Source organism: Catenulispora sp. MAP12-49 (assembly GCF_041262705.1).
Taxonomy (GTDB): Bacteria; Actinomycetota; Actinomycetes; order Streptomycetales; family Catenulisporaceae; genus Catenulispora.
In genome coordinates this window covers 1-19,332 of the sequence record NZ_JBGCCP010000020.1, presented here as the reverse complement: position 1 = coordinate 19,332, position 19,332 = coordinate 1, and the positions used below count along the sequence as shown (strand labels likewise).

Sequence of the window (19,332 nt, the reverse complement as noted above, 5' to 3'; positions counted from 1 at the left end):
CATACCCCCGGAGAGACCACGCGCCGGACGGATGGTTGCATGCTGATTCCCGTACCCCGCCGATCCCGTCCGGCCTCGCCTCGATGGCGCAGCCGGAGCGGCGCGGGTCGGCGTCGGGGCTTAGAGTCCGAGCGTCGAGCTGTGAGAGCGGGAACGGTCATGTCATCCGGCAGCGGCATCGTACCCGGAGCAGGTAGCAGTCCCAGGCGAAGCGCTCGTCGCCGGACCGTCGCGCGAGCCCGACGACCGTGACGTCGTTCAGCCCCACGTTCAAGACGGTGTCCATCATCCCGGGCATCGAATGCTGTGCTCCGGAACGCACCGACACCAACAGCGGATCCTCGGCGTCTCCGAGCCGCAGCCCGGTGCTGGACTCGAGTCTGTTCAGGTGTTCGTCCACCTGCTCGTGCAGGCCCTGCGGCATGCTGCCCGCAGCGAGAAAAGCGCGGCACGCCTCGTCGTATATATAGGTGCTCATATTCTTCCGTCAGGGCATCGAGGGCCAGCACTGCCGGCGCACTATCTGGTGGACATGGTCGAGACGGTCGCAGTCCAGCGCCTGAGCGGCGGCGTCGGCGCAGGCGCGCGCGTCCAGGCGCCGGATCCGTACGCGCACCTCGTCCAGCGCGGCCGGCGCCACGGACAGCACGTCGCAGCCGAGCCCGATCAGCAGCGGGATGACCAGCGGGTGCGCCGCTGCGTCTCCGCACACTGATACCCGAATGCCTCGCCGGTGCGCGGCCTGCACGGTGCGGGCGACGGCCGCCAGGATTCGGGGGTGCGCGGCCAGCGCGGGGGTCACCGCCGGATCGCGCCGGTCCAGCCCCAGGATCTGGCTGGTCAGGTCGTTGCTGCCGATCGAGAAGAACGCCGCCTCGCGGGCCAGCTCGTCGGCGGCGGCGACAGCCTCGGGGAGCTCGATCATGGCGCCGATCGGCGGCGGTGCGAACCCCAGGTCGTCAGCGGCCGCGGCCAGGATCTCCTTGCAAGCGGCCAGTTCCCCGACGTCGGCCACCATGGGGATCATGACGCGCAGATCGCACGCCGCCCCGGCGGTGAGGATCGCACGGAACTGATGCGCGAAGGCTTTCGGGTCGGCGAGCATGTGCGGCAGGCCCCGGCCCAGGTGCCCGTCCACGGCCTGGTCGGCCAGGAACGGCGGGAACTTGTCGTCGGCGAAGTCCAGCGTGCGCACGGTCACCGGCTGCCCGGCCAGCTTGCCGAGAATGGGCCGCAGAACGGCCGCGTGCTGGTTCTCGGTGGGCCAGCCGCGCGCGTCGAGGAAGGGCAGCTCGGTACGGAGCAAACCCACGCCGCCGGCGTTCGCGGCGTTGGCGGCTTTGGCCTCGACCGGTGTGGCGATGTTCGCCCGCAGGCCGATGTCCACGCCGTCGAGCGTCCGGCTGGGCAGATCGCGCTCGGTCGCGAGGATCTCGCGGCGGCGCCGGGCGGCGTCCATCGTGGTGAGGGCGGTGCCGCGCTCGTCGTCGTCCGGATACAGGGTGATGCTGGAGTACTCGGCGTCGATGAGGGCCTCGGTGCCGTCCGGATGCTCCAGCACGGCCGGGTCGATACCCAGGATCAGCGGGATGCCCAGCGAGCGCGCGATGATCGAGGCGTGCGAGTTCGGCCCGCCGATCACGGAGGCCGCCGCGACCACCGTCTCGCCGTGCTCCAGCAGGTCCGCGGCGCCGACCTCGTGGGCGACCAGCACCAGCGGGCCGTCCGGCGCGGCGGCCCCGGAGCCGGAGAGGTAGGCCAGGACGCGGCGTCCGACCTGGCGGACGTCCGCCGCGCGCTCGGCGAGGGTCGCGTCCTCGAGCGCGGCGAGCATGTCGGCGTATTCGTGGACGGCGTGGGAGACGGCGTGCGTCACCGAATCGCCTTCGCCGATCCGGCGGACAGCGGCTCCACGCAGCTCCTTGTCCAGAGCGATGTAACTGTTGGCCTCGACGATGTCGGCCAGGTCGCTCTGCCCCGAGGCACGCAGGCTCAACGCCAGCTCCTGAAGCTGCCCGGCCACGGCGTCAAAGGACTCTGCGACGGTGTCGGGCGCACCGCTGTCCGCACGGCGCGGCCGGATCTCGGCCGGCGGTGCGTCGATGCGGTGCAGCACGCCCAGAGCGGTGCCCGGCGAGGCCAGCTGGCCGGGGAAGTTCTGTCGGCTCACGGCTGAAGCACCTCCACCAGCGCACGGAAAATCAGCGCGGCGGACGTGGCGCCGGGATCCTGGTGGCCGACGCTGCGGGCTCCGAGGTAGGAGGCACGGCCTTTGCGCGCCTGCATCGGGATGGTCCCGCGCATGCCCGCCTCGGCGGCGTCGGCGGCCTTCGCCGCTGCCGCTGCGGGCGCTTCGGAGTCGAACGCGGCCAGGGCCGGCATCAGGGCGTCGACCATGGTCTTGTCCCCCGGCACGGCGGCACCGAGTTTCTGCAATCCGCGCAGGCCGGCGCCCAGCGCGGACGCGAGCTCGCCGCCGTCGGCGGTCGGGGCGGTCAGCTGCTTGCCCGCGGTACGGAAGAAGGTGCCATACAGCGGGCCGGCGGCGCCGCCGACGCTGGAGATCAGCGTGGTCCCGGTCTTGACGAGTACGTCGCCGACGTTCTCGGCTTCGTAGTCGTCCAGAGCGGCCACGACGGCGGTGAAACCGCGCTGCATGTTCACGCCGTGGTCGGCGTCGCCGATGGCCGAATCCAGCTGGGTCAGGCGATCTTTGTGGAGGTCCATCGCCGTGGCGACGGCCCGCATCCACAGTCGGGTCAGGTGAGTGTCCATCACTCGGCTCCTTCGTCCTCAGGCGCCCCAGCGCAGGGCTGGGGTGTTCACCGGTGCGTCCCAGAGGGCGAGCATCTGCTCGTCGGCCTTGCACACCGTGAGAGAGACGCCTGCCATGTCCAGGCTGGTGATGTAGTTGCCGACGAGGTTCCGGGCGATACGCACACCGCGCTCAGCGAAGTACTTGGCGACTTCGGCGTAGGCCACGTAGAGCTCGATCAGCGGGGTGCCGCCGAGGCCGTTGACCATCACGATGGTCTCGTCACCGGCAGCCAGCGGCTGGTCGGCGAAGATGGCGTCCAGGGAACGGGCCACGATCGCCGAGGCCGGCTCCAGCTTCTCCCGGCTGCGGCCGGGCTCGCCGTGGATACCGACACCGACTTCCATCTCATCCTCGGCCAACTCGAAGCCGGGCTTACCGGCCGCAGGCGTCGTACACGCAGTCAACGCCACCGCGAAACTGCGCGAGGCCGCATTCACCCGACGACCCAACTCGGCCACCTCGCCCAGGCCCGCACCCTGCTCGGCAAAAGCCCCGGCGATCTTCTCCACGAACACCGTCGCACCGGTGCCACGACGACCGGCCGTCCAGGTCGAGTCCTTCACCGCGACATCGTCATCGACCAGAACCGTCGCCACCTCGATACCGTCATCGGCAGCCAACTCCGCAGCCATCTGGAAGTTCATGACATCGCCGGTGTAGTTCTTCACAATGAACACCACCCCGGCACCGCCGTTCACCGCCGCCACCATCTGATCCGGCACCGGCGAGGTGAACACCTCCCCCGGACACGCCGCATGCAACATCCCCGCGCCGACGAACCCACCATGCAGGGGCTCATGACCCGAACCACCACCGGAGATCAGCGCCACCTTGCCCACCGAGGGCCCGCCGGCCCGGGTGATGACGCAAGTCTGCGTATCCACACTCTGATTCGAGTGGGCCGCGGAGATCCCGGCGAGGGCGTCGGCCAGAACGGTGTCGGGGGAATTGATCAGCTTCTTCATGCCGGGACTCCTTCGGCGGACGCCGGGACGGACTGCGCGGCGGGTGCCGTCGCGCGCTTGGGGTTCAGCAGGCTGTACAGGAACCCGGCGGCCACCCCGCCGCAGACCTCTGCGACCAGGTAGACCCAGAGCTGGTTCCAGTGCACGGTTCCGCCGAAGAACTGGCCGATGAGCATCGGGCCGATGGTGCGGGCCGGGTTGATGGAGGCGCCGGTGGCCGGGGCGACGGGGATGATGATCGCGAACACCGCCAGGCCGATCGCCAGGCCCGCGAACGAGCCCTGGGCCCGGGCGTCCACCGCCGCGCCGAACACCACGAACACCAGGATCGCGGTGCCGATGGCCTCGGCCAGGAACGCCCGGCCGGTGCCGACGCCGGAGCCGTAGGAGGCGATGCCCAGCCCGACGTCGACCGCCTTGTGCCCGAGCACGCCGACGATGGCCCAGGCCCCCACGGTGGCCCCGGCGACCTGCGCGGCGAGGTACCCGGGCACGTCGCGCCAGGGCATCTTGCCGGTGGCGGCCAGCGCGAGGGTCACCGCCGGGTTGATCTGGCAGCCGGAGACGTGGCCGAGCGTGTAGACCAGCGCGACCACCGCCAGGGCGAACGCGAAGGAGATCATGCCGAGTTCGGCCATGGTGAACGGGGCCTTGCCGCCCACGATCAGGGTGGCCGGCACGGAGCCGACACCGATGAAGACCAGCACCGCGGTGCCGATCAGCTCCGCCAGGAGCTTCTGGGGGAACGAGTTTTCTGCCATGATCCGCCCGACCGGGAGCCGGCGGGCGTCTCACCTCCTCTGAGGGGACAGGAGCGCGGGGACACTGGATGGCGTGCCGCTGAGCAGGGGCTGGAGGGGGAAGGTCGGGGTCGGACCGGCTCTCCGGCGCATCGCCAGCAGGCGTTAACGTGACTGACATGTGTTCGTCATCACTGAACGATGTTCGGAAGTTAGACCGGGCGGATGGCGCTGTCAAGACATGGCGCACTGTCGTGACCGTCGCGAGACCTCGCAGCGCGGGCCCAGCGTGGCAAACCCGCATCGACCTGCGCTACGCCAAATGGGTGATGCTCTGGCGAGTCCGCCGACTCCCCTCGCGCAGCCGGTCGACCAGCGACGCGGTCGACACCGGCGAAGGCGTTGAATATTTCCGTCTGTTCAGTATTGCTGAACAGCGTTACGGGATCTACGATCACTGTCCATGAACCAGTCCATCGGCATCGTCCTCGTCTCACACAGCGCCCACCTGGCCTCGGGCCTGCGGGAACTGCTCGCACAGATCGGCTCGGACCGGGTCCCGGTGGCCGCGGCGGGCGGCACGCGGGACGGCGGCATCGGCACCAGCTACGACCTGATCCTGGCGGCGATAGCCGAGGCCGACCGCGGCCACGGCGTCGTGATCCTGCCGGACCTGGGCAGCTCGGTGCTGACGGCGCTCGCCGTCCTGGAGGACCACCCGCGCGCCGACGTGCTGCTCGTGGACGCGCCCTTCGTCGAGGGCGCGGTGGCCGCCGCCGTGACCGCCGCCGCCGGCGCGGACCTGGCGGCCGTGGCCGGCGCGGCTCGCCAGGCGCGCGGCGTGGCCAAGTTCGACGACGGCTCGGGGCCCGGATCGGCGCCGGAACCGGAAGTGCCGGTCCACTCCTCCTCGCAGGTGACGCTGCCGGCCAACCTCCACGCCCGGCCCGCGGGCAAGCTCGCGCAGGAGGCCGCGAAGTTCTCCAGCGACATCCGGCTCGAATACGGCGGCCGGTCGATCGACCCCACCGGGGTGCTGGCGGTGATGAGCCTGGGCGCCACGCTCGGCAGCACCGTGACCGTGCACGCCGAGGGGCAGGACGCCGACAGCGCGATCAGGACCCTGACCAGGATCCTGGCGGAGGCCGAGTGATGACGGCCTCCGGAACCAAGACCCGGCTCACGAGGCATCTCGGAGCCAGATCACCGAACACCCAGCAAGGCGGTGACTGTCATGGTGATCACCATCCCCCTGGCCGAGCGACCGACGCTGAGCGCGTTTCCGCGACCGCGCCGATTCTGTCCGCACGACCCGGCCGGTCCGAGCGCCGACGCCCCCGACCGTGACGCGGCACGCTGCGTGGCGCGCCATCCCGAGCAGGGATGGAGCCAGCTGTGCAACGGCGTCGTCTGCTTCGAGGACACCGGGGAACTGCTGCCGGACGGCCGGACCGTCGCCCCGCACCGCCCCACCGACCGGCAGCCCGCCCGATGAAGCTCTCCCGGCTACATCTCCTTGACCATGTCGACGAGGAAGTCAGTGCTGCCGGCCGCCGGAAGCGCGTCCAGGCACAGCTGATCCATGACCTTTGTATACGCGTCCAGGTCATCGGTCTTGTCCAGGAAGGTCGCGCCGGTGAGGTGCTCCAGGTACACGATGTCGCCCAACGCCGCCTCGGCGAAGCGCAGCAGCGTGAAGCGGTGGCTGCCGGCGTCGGCGTAGCCGCCGCGGTGGAACGGCACGACCTGGATGGTCACGTGCGGCAGCCTGGACAGCTCCAGCATGTGCTCGATCTGAGCCTGCATCGTGTCGTGGCTGCCGGGCGGGCGCCGGAGCACGGCCTCGTCGAGGATCACCCACAGCTTGGGCGGATGCGGGCGGTGCAGCAGGCGGGCACGGCGCATGCGCAAAGCGACCCGCCGGTCGATCTCGTCGGCGCGCGCCAGCGGATTCCCGGAGCCGATGACAGCGCGGGCATAGTCCTCGGTCTGCAGCAGGCCCGGGACCAGGCGCGTGTGGTAGCAGCGGATGACCGAGGCGGCGTCCTCCATGCCGAGGTAGGCCTCGAACCAGGGCGGCACCACCTCGGAGAAGGCGTGCCACCAGCTTTGCGCGTTGGCCTGGTCGGCCAGCGCCAGCAGCATCTCGCGGTCGGCGCTCTCGCGCACGCCGTACAGGGTGAGCAGGTCGGCGACGTCGCGGGGCTTGAAGCCGACACGGCCGAGCTCCATGCGGCTGATCTTGCTCTCGGATCCGCGGATCGCGTAGCCCGCGTCCTCCCTGCTGATACCGGCATCCGTGCGCAGGCGCCGCAGCCGGGCGCCGAGCAGGATCCGGGGGATGGTCGGGTTGCCCTTGGCCGAGGCCGGCAGCCCGGTGCGCACAGGTCCCTCGGCGGCAGCCGCGCTCACCGGATCAGGCCTCTGTCACGATCCGACCGCATCGCTTTTCCCCTCCTTGCCATCGTGTTCCGGCCACGCCTGGAGCGGCGACTGCGCTGCCGGTACACGACGCCTGGAAGCATACCGTCAGTTCCCGCTCGAACACATAGTGTGTCCGAATAAGCAGGTTGGCCAGCACTGATTCCGTTGAGCTCAACTCCGGACGGACCGCGATGCCCCGTGCACGCGGGGTACGGCTATCGTGAGTGAGTCAGTTCCCGGATATAAGAAGGCAGCCACCGCGATGAGCGACGATCCCGAGATCCCCGACGCCCACAAGCCCGGCATCGACACGACCGTCCCGCACTCTGCCCGGATCTGGAACTACTGGCTGGGCGGCAAGGACCACTACCCCGTCGACCGCGAGGCCGGCGACCAGTTCGCCGCGGTCTACCCGGGCATCTTCGACCTGGCGCGGCTCTCGCGCTACTTCCTCGGCCGGGTCATCCGGCACCTGGCCGGCGAGGCGGGCATCAGCCAGTTCCTGGACGTCGGCACCGGACTGCCCACCGCCGACAACACCCACGAGGTGGCCCAGCGCGTCAACCCCGCGAGCCGCGTCGTCTACGTCGACAACGACCCGCTGATCCTGGCGCACGCCAACGCGCTGCTGGTCAGCGACCCGCAGGGCACCACCGCCTACATCCAGGCCGACCTGCACGACCCCGAGGCGATCATTGACGAGGCGGGCAAGACCCTGGACTTCGACCGGCCCGTCGCGCTGATCCTGATGCAGGTCCTGGGCCACGTGCCCAACGACGACGGGGACGAGCAGGCCCGCTCGATCATCAGGCGCCTGATGCAGGCCCTGCCGTCGGGCAGCTACCTGGCGCTGAACGAGAGCGTCAACACCAACGAGCTCAACGCCAAGGCCACCGGTCTCTACAACGAGAGCGGCGCGGTCAAGTACTACCTGCGCGACTCCGAGCAGATCGTCGGCCTGTTCGACGGCCTGGAACTGGTGGAGCCCGGCGTCGTGCCGATTCAGGACTGGCGGCCCGACCCGAACCCGTTCGGCGACTCGCCGGACGTCGGGGTGTGGGGCGGCATCGCGCGCAAGCGCTGAGCGGCGTTGCGCAGGTAGCCCAGGTACGCGGCCGGATCCGGGCCGTGGGCCCGGTCCTGGGCCCCGGGCCGGATGTGGGTGAGCCCGCCGTCGTGGGCGATGCGCAGCATCGTGGTGGCGGCGTGCGGGACGGCGGTGTCGCGCAGGCCGTCGCCGTCGACGACAGGGATGTCGGGCCCGAACATCGCCGTGGCGAGGGCCGCGGTGGCCGCGGGCGGCTGCCCGGTGCGGTTGGCGCTGCTGACGTACAGGCGGGGGAAGCCTTCGAGCAGAGGGGCCAGTGGCTGCCAGCGCGCGCCGAAGAGCAGCAGGTGACCGTCGCGCAGAGCGGGTAGCGCCCACTGCGGCGGCACGGCGTCCACACGCACGGGGACCAGGAGCGTGACCAGCTCGACGCGGAGCAGGGCCAGCGCCGTGGCGAGCGCTCCGGGGGCCAGGTCGAAGGTGGTGGAGAGTTCGGTCCAGACCGCTTCGTCGTGGACCCATAAGGCGACCTCCTGGCCTGCGGGCCGCTGTTTGGCCTCGTTGACGAGCCGCGGGCCGGTGGCGGCGACGACGTATGTCAAAGGGCTGGGATTCGGCAGGACGACGGCTCGGCCGGAGGTCAGCGCGGCGGCTGCGGCGTCAGTGTCCAGGGCCGCCGAGGTCAAGGCTTGGTCCTGGGCATGAGGCTGCTCCTGGTCATGAGGCTGCTCTGGGGCTTGCAGCTCCTCCTGGGCATGAGGCTGCTCTGGGGCTTGCGGCTGCTGCTGGGCGGTGAGCCCATCGAGGTACGCGGCGAAGTCAGCGTCGGCGACGACGGCCTGTCCCGACTGGTAAGCCCGGTCCTTGACCCAGGCCAGGGCGGTGCGCGTCTGGAGCGGATCCAGGTCGTGCCCGAGCCGCTCGGCGACCGCGCGCAGCACGCGCCGGCTGGCCAGGTGCGTCAGTACTACAGACGGCGCCAGGCCCAGGTGCTGCTGCGGGTCGTACGGCTGGAAGGTCTGCGGGTGGGTGAAGGGGGTGCCGGTGGAGATCGTCGCGACCCCGGTACCCACGACGGGAGTGGTGACGGTGAGCGGGACGCCGGTCTCCCGCGACACCATCCGCGCGATCCCCGGCAGCCGGGTCAGATCCGGCTGCGTCCACCAGGGCGTGCATCCGGTTCCCAGGACGCGCGCGGCCTTGGCCGGATCGTGGGCGAGCAGGAAGAGCAGCTGCTCGGTGGCGACCATCCCGCTGCGTTCGGCCAGGCCCAGCCAGGAGCAGGCCGCGACGCGCACACCGGTCTCCAGTGCGGCCAGCGTGTTGGCCAAGCCCAGGCCGAGGTCGTTGTGCAGGTGCGACACCAGGACCGCCTCCGGCCCCGCGGCCAGGGCGACCTGCCGGAACAAGGCTCGCGACTGGTCCGGCAGCAGGTCCCCGACGGTGTCGGCCAGCACGACGGTGCCCGCGCCCTGCGCCGTCATCGCCGCCGCGTACTCGGCCACCAGGGCGCGGTCGGCCCGGGGCGCGTCCACCAGGCATACGTCCACTGCGATGCCGTCCGCCAGGCCGACGGCCTCCTTGACCACGTCCAGACCGCCGGCGAGCGCCGTGTGCGCGTCGCCGTGCACCAGGGCGCGGGCCGTGGCCTCCGACGCCGCCACGATCACCATCACCCGCGCGTGCTCCGCACCCCGGACCGCGCTCAGGGCCAGCCGCGCATCCGACACCGTGCCCCGGCAGATCGCCGCCGGACTGACCGAGCCCTGAGCCTCCAGGGCGACCCGGCGAGTGGCTTCGAACTCTTGTCCGCAGACCGAGGGGAACCCCGCCGCGAAGACCACGTGCCGGGGACCGTCGGCGCCGAAGACCGCCCCCTGCTCGCGCGCCAGCCGCACCCGGAAATCGGCGCTCATCAGCGTCTTGGCCTGCGCGCCGTCCCGGGCGGACTCCTCGAAGAACACCATGCGGCCGGCTCGAGCCGATTCCCGGATCACGTCCATCCTCGACACCGATCCACTCCCGTTCCCACACGGACGCCGGCCACCAGGTCCGGCGAGATCACGTTCTCCGCGAGCTTAGGTGTCGGTGCAGGCAGGCGGGGTGTGACAGTGTTCTGAATCACTCGTAAGTGTCAGCCGGATGGGCGTCCACCGGGTGCACGGGCCGGGCTGCCTTGTTTGGCTGCGTCTATCGCCTGCTGCCCGCCGTTTGTCGGAAGGATGCCTCCGATGCCCGTGGACCCCGTGATCCTCGCTGCCCTGACGACGCCGGACGAGGTGGCCGTCGGGGGCCGGAAGGTGGAGTTCGACGACGGCATGCCGACCCGGGAGGGCGCCGACCTCGCCTACGCGGCCATGGACGGCGCGGCCGCCTTCGACGCGTTCGTCCAGGGACTACCTCCGGTGTCGCTATGGGCGATCCACAAGGGGTTCGTGGGGGCCGGGATCCACGACGGCGACGTGGTGCTCACCTCCAGGCTGCTGGACAGCCGGTCGTTGTTCCTCACCGCGAACTGCGACACGGTCTACTTCATCGCGTTCCTCGACCTGTCCGACGGTCCGGTCCTCGTCGATGTACCTCCGGACGTGCTCGGCGCGGCCGACGACATGTGGTGGCGCTGGATCACCGACTTCGGGGTCCCGGGTCCCGACCGGGGTGCCGGCGGCCGCTACCTGTTCACCGGGCCCGGCTACGAAGGCACCCTGCCGGAGGGCGGCGTGTTCGTCGCACGCTCCCGGACCAACCGCGTGGTGCTCTTCGGCCGGGCCTTCCTCGAGAACAACGATCCGGAGCCCGCCGTGGCCCGGATCAAGGCCGGGCTGAAGATCACCCCGTACACGCCGGGCGGCCTCGGCACGTCGATCGCCTCCTTCCTCGACGGCAAGAGCCCGCTCGGCCGGCCGGCCAAGTGGGGAACTCCCCGTTTCGTCGAGGGCACCGGCCTGGCGGTCAACACCTGCCCGCCGTCCGATCCGGACGCCTTCTACCGACTGCTCGACGAGGCCGTGCAGGCCGAGCCGGCTTCCGCCCTCGACCCCGAGGTGGCGGCGCCGATCGCGGCCATCGGCATCGTGAAGGACCGGCCGTTCTCCCCCGACCAGCGGATGGCCGCGATCCTCGCCGAGGCCGGCGCGGCGGCCAACGCCTGTGTCCGGGCCGTGGCGATGCGGCCCCGGCCGGCCGAGGGCTTCCACTTCTACCCCGACACCGACTCCAACTGGACCTCGCCGCTGTTCGCCGGCGGCCACTCGTTCCAGACTCCCCCGCCGTTGGTCACCGAGGAGGGAATCCAGCCGTTCCCCGACCTCGGCGCCAAGAAGACGCTCGCGCGCGCCTCGTTCTTCTACCTGGCGACCGTGATCACGCCGGCGATGTGCATGAACCTGCCGGGCATCGGTTCCCAGTACCTCGGGGTGACGATGGACTCAGACCAGCAGACGCTGCACGGCTGGTCCACGTACCGGCTGCGTCTGCCCGCCGGGATCCCGGCGGGGAAGTTCTGGTCGTTGACCGCGTACGACAACCAGACCCGCTCCATGGTCGTCACCGATCAGCGGTTCCCCCGTGCCGGCTCCCAGGCCTATCCGACACCGGCCGCGGTGCCGGACGCCGACGGTTCGACCACGCTGTGGTTCGGGCCGGTCAGACCCGACAAGGTCCCGGCCGGCAACTGGATCCAGACCGATCCGCAGCGGGCGTGGTTCGCCATCCTGCGGTTCTACAACCCGCTTCCGGCCTTCTTCGACAAGAGCTGGCGGCCCGGGGAGATCGAGCTCGTCGACGGCAGCTGAACGGAGTAGTTCCGTCCGGCCTGCTGACCACTTCCTGCCACCGTCCGCACAGCTTCCTGCTGCTGACCCTGGCCCGCACCGCCGCCCGGGAACTCTCCGGCGCGCTGCGGCTGCTGCGCACCCCGGAGGCGGCCTGGCACCCGCCGGTGCTGACGTGCAGCGCGCGCGAGGACAGCGGGCTGGAGGAGTTGTGGGAGCAGGTAGGACGGCATCGCAAAACCCTGGAGAATCGCGGGGAGCTGGCGGCGCGGCGGCGTGACCAGCAGGTCGCGTGGGTGTGGACCATGGTCGAGGACCGGCTGCTGGCGCGGCTCCGGGAGGACCAGGACGTCCGCACCCTCGCGCCGACGCTGGAGGACCAGGTGCGGGCCGGGACGCTGACGGCCACGAACGCCGCCGAGCAGATCCTGGGGGCCTTCGGCGGCGCGGTCAGGCTTCCTTAGCCGCCGCCGTCGTACGGCCCAGGCGGACAGCCGAGATGAGGAAGAAGACGGCGCCGGGGACGGCGTAGCCGATCGCGCTGGTCAGCGCCGGGTCGTGGCCCGAGGCGGTGGCGATGAACGACCCGCCGGCCAGGACGGAGATGCCGCCGCTGACGATCATCGGCCACTGGCCGCCCATGGTCCGGCGGGTGACGCCCACGATCAGCTGGATCAGACCGGCCACGATCGCCCATATCCCCCACACGCGCAGGACCGCCGGGATGCCGCTGGCGTCGGCGAAGGCCAGGGCGGCCGCGGCGAGCAGGCTGATCGCGATGTTGGCATACAGGAGCTTCGGCGTGCGGCTGCCGTTTCCACTGCTGCTGCCGCCGCTGCCGCGCGAGGTACGGGCGTCGACGACGGCGGCGGCCGCGTCGAAGAGCGGGTAGAGCACCAGGAGCGTGGCGGCCAGGGGGCCGATGTGCTTGGCGGTCGTGAACATCACGAGAGCCCAGACGATCGCGAAGCCGAAGCGGACGAAGTACAGGCGGCGGAGCGCGGAGGCAGGGGCGATGGTCATGGTGATTCCTTCGGCAGGTACGAGAACCGGGAGATAGAACGATCAGTCTTGGCTAACGATGGCGGCCACGCTTCGGGCTGTCAAGACCGAACGTTCTACCCGTTTTCTTGTGGGCATGGAAACAATCGACGCACTTGAGGCCGCTTATCGCGCGACTCACCACACTCTTCACGAGACCGAACGTTCTAGGTCTATGATGAGTCCATGCCCGATACCGAGATCACCACCCGGCCGTCCGAGGCACGAGAGCGCCTCCTCGCCACGGCGACCCGGATCTTCTACTCCGAGGGCATCCACTCGGTCGGCATCGATCGGATCATCGCCGAGGCGAAGGTGACCCGGGCCACGCTCTACCGCCACTTCCCCGGCAAGGAGGACCTGGTCCTCGCCTACCTGCAAGCGGTCGATCAGGCGATCCGGGATCAGGTGGGCACAGCCATCACCGGCGTCCCGGCACCAGAAGCCCTCCGGGCCATCGCGGAGGCGATCGCCAAGGACATCCAGTCCGCCGGCTTCCGCGGCTGCGCGTTCCTGAACGCGGTGGCCGAGTATCCCGATCCGGAGCACCCGGTGCACCGGGCCGTGCTCGCGCATCGGCAGTGGTTCCTCAACACGATCAGCACTTTGATGGTGAGTATCCACAAGGCCGAGGCCGAGCCCGCCGCGCAGCACTACGTCATGCTCCGCGACGGTGCGATGGCGGCCGGATGCCTGTTCAACCCGGTACAGATCTGCGAAACGTTCCTGCGCGGCGTCGAAGGACTGATCCGGACCCACGCCGCGCGCCAGGCTTCCTGAGACTGACGATCGGCCCGATAGGGTCGGGGCTATGAGCGAGGACGTCTTCTCCCTCCCGGTCCAGGAGGAACTGAGCGCGCACGTCAGCCGCCGGCAGATGGGCGGGCTTGCCGTGATCGTGGTCGAGCACCCGCGGTCGCGGGCTGCGGTCGCGCTGCAAGGCGCGCACCTGTTCGCGTGGCAGCCGGCCGGACGCGAGCCGGTGGTGTGGCTGAGCGAGGCCAGTGCGTTCGCGGAGGGTACGGCCATTCGCGGTGGGGTTCCCGTGTGCTGGCCGTGGTTCGGGCCGGCAGGTCAGCCCTCTCATGGCTTCGCGCGGATCAGCGACTTCGAGCTGGTCTCGTCGGAGGAGGACGAGAGTGAGGTGCGGCTGGAGTTCGTGCTGCGTAGCGATGAGCGCACCAAGCAGATCTGGCCCCACGACTTCGTTCTGTTCATCCGCATGCGGCTCGGGGCCACCTGTGAGGTCTCACTGGAGGCTCGGGGCGAGTACGAGAGCACCGGCGCGCTGCACAGCTACTTTCATGTCGGCGACGTCGCGGCCGTACGGGTCCACGGGATCGGGGTTCCGTACCTCGACCAGGTGGAGGACACGGACGGCAAGCAGGACGGGCCGCTGGACTTCCCCGGCCGGATCGACCGGGTGTACACCGCGGCGGAGCCGGTCAGCCGGATCGAGGATCCGGCGCTGGGTCGCGAGATCGAGGTGCGTCATCACGACTACAGCGATGTGGTCACGTGGAACCCCGGGCCGGATCTGTCCAAGAGCATGGCCGACCTTACGGACGAGGGCTATCGGGGCTTCGTGTGTGTCGAGACCGCGCGGATCTCCGATCCGATGATCAGCACGCCGGATCAGGCTGCGACGCTGTCGGTCACGTTCTCTGTGACGCCTTGAGCTCTGCTTCCTGACATCTATCCCCTGATACTCGACTCTCAGTGATACTCGACTCTCAGTCGACTTCCATGCTCAGGAACGTAGGCGCCGGGGGCAGCGAGGCGGCAGCGCTCGGCGCGTCGAGGTAGAAGAAGACCGTGCTCGCGATGTCGTCGCCGTTTGGGCGGTAGCGGTACCCCAGGCCGTTGCCGTCCCCGGGTCCGCTGCCCAGGCACTGGATGGTCGCGCGCATCTCCTGGCGGAAGCGGACGGGGTCCGGGATGTGCCAGCGGTACATGCCGAAGCGCTGCTGGCTGCGGTAGAGGCCGTCGGGCTTGAGGACTTGGTGCAGACCCAGGTACGGAGTGGTGTAGGCGGTGTATCCGGCGCCCGGCACGTCGAAGTTCCAGGCGCCGCCGAAGTAGTCCTCGGTCCCGGTGCCGCAGATGGTGGGGAATTCGGTGTCGCCGTCGAAGTAGAACTTGACCTCACCCTCGCCCCACCACCCGGGGCTGTGGACGCCCCACGCCAGGTAGGTCCCGACGTAGTGCCCGCACCCACGCAGCCCCTCAAGCAGCGTGTGCACCTCCCCGCGCGGAACCGGATTGCTGCGCCGCCACTGCGCGTGGAAGTGGAGCGCATCCTCGGCGATGGCGTCATCGAGTTCGTAGTCGATCTGGTAGTACAGGGTCATGGGATCAGGCGACACATTCTCCACCGTGACCCGCGCCGACCGGTGAAAAGGCATGGGCCAGTAGCAATTGAGCCCACCATGCGGATTCGCCGCCACCGTCGCCGAGGACACCTGCCCAAAGACATTCCAGCCCTGACAAAAGAAGTCCCCCAACGGCACCTCAACCGCCGGATCAGCCTCACCCTCCCAGTAGATCCGCAGAATCGAACCACGCCACACCCGATGCGGCGCCGCAGTGAGCCACACATGCCGGATGGTGCCAGGCCCCTCAATCGCCGCGATCGTGGCGCTGGTGCCGGCAGCGATCTCAATACACGGCGAGATCTTCCACCCCCGCCCCAACGCCCCAGCCGCCCGCGCACCCAGGCCCTCAGTGGCGGCACCCCCGGCGCCACGGCCACCGTTGGGATTCTCGGCGCTGATGGAGCGGGAGAGTGCGCGGGAGGGTCGGGAGAGGCCGTCTAGGTCTGGCGTCATGGTTCGCCCCTACCCCGTCCTCGGCCGGACCAACTCGTGCTCAGGGTCGGCCGCTGTTTCAACAGCGGCTGGCCGCTATGAAGCCTCATAGAAAATCTCGGCGCCGAATGATCCCGGCGAATCGTAAATCTCGCCCAGATCAACGTGCGGTCCGACGTTCGCAGCGACATAGCCGGTAGTGAGCGCCTCCCACTCGAGACCTCTCCGGTCAAGAAACGCAATGATCTCCCGATGCCCATCCACGTCGCCGTCCATCGCCGTGGCGATGCGAAGCGTCCGATTCCCCGACTTCTCAACGACGCCGGTCACCGTGTAGGCATCCGGACCCTGCTCGTCCGCAGCCACGACGTCGCCGAAGGAGATGTCCTCCGCAAAGAACGGTGCGCACGTCACACGGAAGAGCCCCACCTCCACACGCACCGTCCAGAGCTGCTCATACTTCATCGCCCGGCGTCCGTAGGGCTCCAGATCAACGCGGACGATGGTGTTCTTGGCCTCGGCGGCCAGCGGATTCTTGTGCGTGACGATTCGTGAGCTCATTACCGGCTCCCATAGGTGTCGTTCGTGGGCATCCCGAACCGCGCGTTCAGCACCTGCATCGCCGCGCCCGCCGCGATCGCGTCCTCGCCGAGCATGGTCAGCGACACCTCGACCGGGAGCCAGTCGGCGCGGGGGACCTCGGTGCGGACTGCTCGTCGTACCTCGGCGAGGTACTGGTCCGCGTGGGTGAGGAGGTCGGTGCCGGCGAGGACTACGTGGTCCACGTCGACGGTCTGGAGCAGGTTCACGATGCCGACCGACAGGACGCGGATCGCGCGTGGCAGGTCTCCGGCGGCGGCTGCGGTGTCGTGGACGATCTCCAGGCAGCCGTGGCGGCCGCAGACGCACTGGGGGCCGTCGAGGTCGACGACGGTGTGGCCGAACTCGCCCGCGTTGGTGTGGGCGCCGCGGTAGGCCGCTCCGTCGAGCCACAGGCCTGCGCCGATGCCGGACTGGACCATGATCAGGGCTGCGTGGCGGAGGTCGGTGCCGCGGCGCCAGGCTTCGCCGGTGACGGCGGCGGTGACGTCCTTGTCCAGGTGGACGGGCAGTCCGAGCTCTGTTTCGGCCAGTTCGCGCAGTGGGACGTCGTGCCAGTGGCGCAGGCGGTGCGCGTCGCGGACGATGCCGTGGCCGTGGTCCAGGGGGCCGACCATGCCCACGCCGAGGCCGGCGATGCGGGTCGGTGGCAGGCGGTGCTCCTTCACCAAGGCGTCGAGGCCCGCGCGTAGTGCCTGGAGGAGGTCCGCCGGGGTGAAGTCCTGCGGGAGCGCGGTGAGCTCCGAGGCCCGGATGTCGCCGACGAAGTCGGTCAGGACCAGGCGCAGGCTTCCGCGTCCGACGTGGGCGCCGATCGCGTACTGGCCGGTCGGGACGACCTGGTAGGAGATCGGGGGCTTGCCGACGCCGCGGCGCACGGTGCCCGTGGGGGTCACCAGGCCCTGGTCGATCAGGCGGGCCAGCACCTTGGACACGGCCTGCGGCGTCAGGCCGGCGGCGGCTGCGACCTGGGCCCGGTCGAAGTCCGGCAGTCCGCGCACCAGGCCGAGGACCAGCGCTTCGTTGTAGTCCCGTACGTAGTTCACGTCGGCGGCTGCTTTGCCCGTCATGGACGCAGTCTAGAGTTATGCAACGGCGTTGCTATATTGGCCGGCATGCAAGTCACGCACGTGTCCCCCGCCCGCCGCCGGGCCGCCGTGGCCGCGCTCGCCCTCGGCGGCTTCGCCATCGGGCTGACCGAGTTCGTGGCGATGGGCCTGCTCCCGCAGGTCGCACGCAGCCTGCTGGGGAGCCAGTACACCGTGTCCAGCTCGAAAGCCGTCGCGCACGCGGGCTGGATGATCAGCGCGTACGCCCTCGGGGTCGTGGTGGGCGCACCGACGATAGCCGCCGTGACGGCGCGCGTGGCTCGCAAGCAGCTGCTGCTGGGCCTGCTCGCGTTGTTCATCGTCGGCACCGCGGCGTCGGCGGCAGCGCCGAACTTCGAGCTGCTGCTCGTCGCGCGCTTCGTCGCCGCACTTCCTCACGGCGCCTACTTCGGCGCCGCCGGCCTGCTGGCGTCCCAGATCATGGGGCCGGGCAGCCACGGCCGGGGGTTCGCGGCGGTACTGGGCGGACTGACCGTCGCCAACGTGTTCGGCGTTCCGCTGATCACGCTCGTGGGCCAGCACGCCGGTTGGCGCGTGGCGTACCTGGCCATCGCCGGGGTGTTCGGCCTGACGCTGATAGCCGTGCTGGCGCTGGTCCCCGCAATCGCCTCCCCCGTCGAAGGCTCACCCCGCGACGAGCTGAGCGCGTTCCGCTCCGGGCAGGTCTGGCTCGTGGCCACGGTCGCCGCGATCGGCTTCGCCGGCTTCTTCGCCGTGGACAGCTACATCGCCCCGGTGACCACGCACATCGCAGGGCTCTCCGACAGCTGGGTGCCCTGGGTCCTGGCCACGGTGGGCCTGGGCATGACGGCGGGCAACGCCGCGGGCGGATGGGCCAGCGACCGGAACCTGGATCGCAGCCTGCTTTTCGGCTTCGGCGCCCTCATCGCCTCGACCGCGCTGTTCGCCCTGATCGCGCACTCCCCCGCGGGCCTGTTCATCGGCTCGTTCCTGATCGGCGCCTCCAGCCTGTTCCTGGGACCGGCGATGCAGTCGCGCCTGATCAGCGCGGCGCCCAGCGCCCGCCTGATGGGCGCCGCCGTCAACCAGTCGGCGATGAACATCGCCAACAGCCTGGGCGCGGCCCTGGGCAGCCTGGCGATCGCGAACGGACTCGGCTACCTCGCACCCAGCGTGCTCGGCGCGGGACTGGCGATCGTCGGCCTGCTGCTGTGCAGCGTCGACATCACCGCTCGGCGACGGGCACGATCGGGCACGCAGGCCGGGTCGCTTTCCGAGACGACCGCAGCAGCGGTGGGGAACGGATAGGAATGAACAGGTAGCCGGCTCAAGACACAGCACTTTCGCAGACCCCTGTATCGCTGGACCACCTTCCCGCCTACGCTCAGACCATGGATCTGACGACCATGGTGACGCCCGGCGCACAATCGCTGGTCACAGCCGTTCTGACCGATTCCTGGGCCCAGGTGCGCACTGCGCTGTCCCGACTCTGGGCTCATCGCCAGTCCACCTCTCAATCATCCGGGCCGGATGCCGCCGCGCTCGAACAAGCTGTGACCGAACTCGACGTCGCCAGGAAGCAGGCGATCGCGGTCGGTGGGAACGGGCCGGAATCCGAGCGTGCCGTTCGGATGGAGCTCTTCTGGATCGGCTACCTGGCCGGGCAACTCGCAGCGCGCCCCGAGCTTGTGAGGGCCGTCCAGGCGCTACCGGAACTGCTCGACTCCCAACCCGACGTGCCACCCACGATCGTGGAAGTGACTACGAAGACCGTCAGTGGGACTGTGCACGGAAACGCCGTACAAGCCGACGATGTCACCGGCGGAATCAACTTCGGCCGGTAGCGCCGAGCGCGAAAGCGGACGACTGCTTGCTGTCCATGCGCCCTGTCACCAGTCTCAAAGGCTGGTTTCAACGCACCATCACAGCCGATTTCAGCCAAAGCCCGACCCTAGATGATTGAGTCCGATCGTTGGGCTGGTCAGTGGTCGTAAGCGATTAGTGATCGCTTGCTGGGTGCGCCGGTCTTGGTGTTGTGCCAGATCG

19 protein-coding genes and 2 pseudogenes are annotated in these 19,332 nt (G+C 69.8%); 10 read left to right on the top strand and 11 right to left on the bottom strand.

Going from position 1 to position 19,332, the window contains the following annotated elements; genetic code table 11:
- Positions 1–193: 193 nt before the first annotated feature.
- From ABIA35_RS30775 to ABIA35_RS30755, 5 genes and pseudogenes are all read right to left on the bottom strand, one after another.
- Positions 194–466: pseudogene (locus tag ABIA35_RS30775) on the bottom strand (PEP/pyruvate-binding domain-containing protein); the annotation flags it as partial.
- 21 nt (positions 467–487) lie between these two features.
- A complete protein-coding gene (locus tag ABIA35_RS30770) occupies positions 488–2,170 on the bottom strand; it encodes a putative PEP-binding protein (protein WP_370360172.1) in 1,683 nt (560 codons plus the stop codon).
- Complete coding sequence (gene dhaL, locus ABIA35_RS30765; RefSeq protein WP_370360170.1) at positions 2,167–2,775, bottom strand: dihydroxyacetone kinase subunit DhaL; 609 nt, start codon at positions 2,773–2,775, stop codon at positions 2,167–2,169. The genes ABIA35_RS30770 and dhaL overlap by 4 nt, the downstream gene beginning before the upstream one ends.
- Positions 2,776–2,793: 18 nt before the next feature.
- Positions 2,794–3,783, bottom strand: coding sequence for a dihydroxyacetone kinase subunit DhaK (dhaK, locus tag ABIA35_RS30760; protein WP_370360169.1), 990 nt, complete (start codon positions 3,781–3,783; stop codon positions 2,794–2,796).
- Positions 3,780–4,544, bottom strand: coding sequence for an MIP/aquaporin family protein (locus tag ABIA35_RS30755; RefSeq protein WP_370360168.1), 765 nt, complete (start codon positions 4,542–4,544; stop codon positions 3,780–3,782). The genes dhaK and ABIA35_RS30755 overlap by 4 nt, the downstream gene beginning before the upstream one ends.
- A gap of 233 nt (positions 4,545–4,777) precedes the next feature.
- Here ABIA35_RS30755 and ABIA35_RS30750 point away from each other — a divergent pair, with 233 nt between their 5' ends.
- The 3 genes from ABIA35_RS30750 (at position 4,778) to ABIA35_RS30740 (ending at position 6,018) form a co-directional block, all read left to right on the top strand.
- Positions 4,778–4,990 carry a hypothetical protein gene (locus tag ABIA35_RS30750; RefSeq protein ID WP_370360167.1) on the top strand — a complete coding sequence of 71 codons (213 nt, stop codon included), beginning with the start codon at positions 4,778–4,780 and terminating at the stop codon, positions 4,988–4,990.
- Positions 4,987–5,676 (top strand): dihydroxyacetone kinase phosphoryl donor subunit DhaM, encoded by a 690-nt coding sequence (gene dhaM / locus ABIA35_RS30745; RefSeq protein WP_370360165.1) that lies wholly within the window; start codon positions 4,987–4,989, stop codon positions 5,674–5,676. Before ABIA35_RS30750 ends, dhaM begins: the two co-directional genes overlap by 4 nt.
- A gap of 81 nt (positions 5,677–5,757) precedes the next feature.
- Complete coding sequence (locus ABIA35_RS30740; RefSeq protein ID WP_370360164.1) at positions 5,758–6,018, top strand: DUF5999 family protein; 261 nt, start codon at positions 5,758–5,760, stop codon at positions 6,016–6,018.
- A gap of 11 nt (positions 6,019–6,029) precedes the next feature.
- Here the strand turns inward: ABIA35_RS30740 and ABIA35_RS30735 are convergent, their stop codons facing one another.
- Complete coding sequence (locus tag ABIA35_RS30735) at positions 6,030–6,935, bottom strand: helix-turn-helix domain-containing protein (RefSeq protein ID WP_370360163.1); 906 nt, start codon at positions 6,933–6,935, stop codon at positions 6,030–6,032.
- 274 nt (positions 6,936–7,209) lie between these two features.
- Here ABIA35_RS30735 and ABIA35_RS30730 point away from each other — a divergent pair, with 274 nt between their 5' ends.
- Positions 7,210–8,031: an SAM-dependent methyltransferase gene (locus ABIA35_RS30730; protein WP_370360162.1), complete on the top strand. Its 822-nt coding sequence runs from the start codon at positions 7,210–7,212 to the stop codon at positions 8,029–8,031.
- Here the strand turns inward: ABIA35_RS30730 and ABIA35_RS30725 are convergent.
- Positions 7,950–9,998: a hypothetical protein gene (locus tag ABIA35_RS30725; protein ID WP_370360294.1), complete on the bottom strand. Its 2,049-nt coding sequence runs from the start codon at positions 9,996–9,998 to the stop codon at positions 7,950–7,952. The genes ABIA35_RS30730 and ABIA35_RS30725 overlap by 82 nt on opposite strands.
- Before the next feature lie 228 nt (positions 9,999–10,226).
- Here ABIA35_RS30725 and ABIA35_RS30720 point away from each other — a divergent pair, with 228 nt between their 5' ends.
- Together ABIA35_RS30720 and ABIA35_RS30715 are read left to right on the top strand one after the other, a co-directional pair.
- Complete coding sequence (locus ABIA35_RS30720; RefSeq protein WP_370360161.1) at positions 10,227–11,789, top strand: DUF1254 domain-containing protein; 1,563 nt, start codon at positions 10,227–10,229, stop codon at positions 11,787–11,789.
- A 71-nt stretch (positions 11,790–11,860) separates the two neighbouring features.
- Positions 11,861–12,232: pseudogene (locus ABIA35_RS30715) on the top strand (methylmalonyl Co-A mutase-associated GTPase MeaB); the annotation flags it as partial.
- Here the strand turns inward: ABIA35_RS30715 and ABIA35_RS30710 are convergent.
- Positions 12,219–12,791 (bottom strand): hypothetical protein, encoded by a 573-nt coding sequence (locus tag ABIA35_RS30710; protein WP_370360160.1) that lies wholly within the window; start codon positions 12,789–12,791, stop codon positions 12,219–12,221. The pseudogene ABIA35_RS30715 and the gene ABIA35_RS30710 overlap by 14 nt on opposite strands.
- A 204-nt stretch (positions 12,792–12,995) precedes the next feature.
- Between ABIA35_RS30710 and ABIA35_RS30705 the strand changes: the two genes are divergently transcribed.
- A complete protein-coding gene (locus tag ABIA35_RS30705; protein ID WP_370346437.1) occupies positions 12,996–13,589 on the top strand; it encodes a TetR/AcrR family transcriptional regulator in 594 nt (197 codons plus the stop codon).
- 31 nt (positions 13,590–13,620) lie between these two features.
- Positions 13,621–14,487 (top strand): D-hexose-6-phosphate mutarotase, encoded by an 867-nt coding sequence (locus ABIA35_RS30700; RefSeq protein WP_370360159.1) that lies wholly within the window; start codon positions 13,621–13,623, stop codon positions 14,485–14,487.
- Positions 14,488–14,542: 55 nt separating this feature from the next.
- Here ABIA35_RS30700 and ABIA35_RS30695 read toward each other — a convergent pair whose 3' ends face one another.
- The 3 genes from ABIA35_RS30695 to ABIA35_RS30685 form a co-directional block, all read right to left on the bottom strand.
- Positions 14,543–15,637, bottom strand: a complete 1,095-nt coding sequence (locus ABIA35_RS30695; protein ID WP_370360158.1) for a glycoside hydrolase family 172 protein — start codon at positions 15,635–15,637, stop codon at positions 14,543–14,545.
- 75 nt (positions 15,638–15,712) lie between these two features.
- Positions 15,713–16,177, bottom strand: a complete 465-nt coding sequence (locus ABIA35_RS30690; RefSeq protein ID WP_370360157.1) for a DUF4265 domain-containing protein — start codon at positions 16,175–16,177, stop codon at positions 15,713–15,715.
- The gene (locus ABIA35_RS30685; protein WP_370360156.1) at positions 16,177–17,286 is read right to left on the bottom strand and encodes an ROK family protein; all 1,110 of its coding nucleotides are present in this window, start codon (positions 17,284–17,286) and stop codon (positions 16,177–16,179) included. The genes ABIA35_RS30690 and ABIA35_RS30685 overlap by 1 nt, the downstream gene beginning before the upstream one ends.
- A gap of 45 nt (positions 17,287–17,331) precedes the next feature.
- Between ABIA35_RS30685 and ABIA35_RS30680 the strand changes: the two genes are divergently transcribed.
- Complete coding sequence (locus ABIA35_RS30680) at positions 17,332–18,594, top strand: MFS transporter (protein ID WP_370360155.1); 1,263 nt, start codon at positions 17,332–17,334, stop codon at positions 18,592–18,594.
- Positions 18,595–18,677: 83 nt separating this feature from the next.
- Entirely contained in the window at positions 18,678–19,130 is a 453-nt protein-coding gene (locus ABIA35_RS30675) for a hypothetical protein (protein WP_370346449.1), read from the top strand.
- Positions 19,131–19,332 lie beyond the last annotated feature (202 nt).

Bases quoted from the DNA above. Each gene is read 5' to 3' on its own strand.
- dhaK (WP_370360169.1), bottom strand. From the start codon at position 3,783: ATGAAGAAGCTGATCAATTCCCCCGACACCGTTCTGGCCGACGCCCTC.
- ABIA35_RS30705 (WP_370346437.1), top strand. From the start codon at position 12,996: ATGCCCGATACCGAGATCACCACCCGGCCGTCCGAGGCACGAGAGCGC.
- ABIA35_RS30695 (WP_370360158.1), bottom strand. From the start codon at position 15,637: ATGACGCCAGACCTAGACGGCCTCTCCCGACCCTCCCGCGCACTCTCC.
- ABIA35_RS30680 (WP_370360155.1), top strand. From the start codon at position 17,332: ATGCAAGTCACGCACGTGTCCCCCGCCCGCCGCCGGGCCGCCGTGGCC.
- dhaL (WP_370360170.1), bottom strand. From the start codon at position 2,775: ATGGACACTCACCTGACCCGACTGTGGATGCGGGCCGTCGCCACGGCG.
- ABIA35_RS30740 (WP_370360164.1), top strand. From the start codon at position 5,758: ATGGTGATCACCATCCCCCTGGCCGAGCGACCGACGCTGAGCGCGTTT.
- ABIA35_RS30725 (WP_370360294.1), bottom strand. From the start codon at position 9,998: ATGGACGTGATCCGGGAATCGGCTCGAGCCGGCCGCATGGTGTTCTTC.
- dhaM (WP_370360165.1), top strand. From the start codon at position 4,987: ATGAACCAGTCCATCGGCATCGTCCTCGTCTCACACAGCGCCCACCTG.
- ABIA35_RS30730 (WP_370360162.1), top strand. From the start codon at position 7,210: ATGAGCGACGATCCCGAGATCCCCGACGCCCACAAGCCCGGCATCGAC.
- ABIA35_RS30720 (WP_370360161.1), top strand. From the start codon at position 10,227: ATGCCCGTGGACCCCGTGATCCTCGCTGCCCTGACGACGCCGGACGAG.
- ABIA35_RS30690 (WP_370360157.1), bottom strand. From the start codon at position 16,177: ATGAGCTCACGAATCGTCACGCACAAGAATCCGCTGGCCGCCGAGGCC.
- ABIA35_RS30685 (WP_370360156.1), bottom strand. From the start codon at position 17,286: ATGACGGGCAAAGCAGCCGCCGACGTGAACTACGTACGGGACTACAAC.
- ABIA35_RS30755 (WP_370360168.1), bottom strand. From the start codon at position 4,544: ATGGCAGAAAACTCGTTCCCCCAGAAGCTCCTGGCGGAGCTGATCGGC.
- ABIA35_RS30710 (WP_370360160.1), bottom strand. From the start codon at position 12,791: ATGACCATCGCCCCTGCCTCCGCGCTCCGCCGCCTGTACTTCGTCCGC.
- ABIA35_RS30675 (WP_370346449.1), top strand. From the start codon at position 18,678: ATGGATCTGACGACCATGGTGACGCCCGGCGCACAATCGCTGGTCACA.
- ABIA35_RS30700 (WP_370360159.1), top strand. From the start codon at position 13,621: ATGAGCGAGGACGTCTTCTCCCTCCCGGTCCAGGAGGAACTGAGCGCG.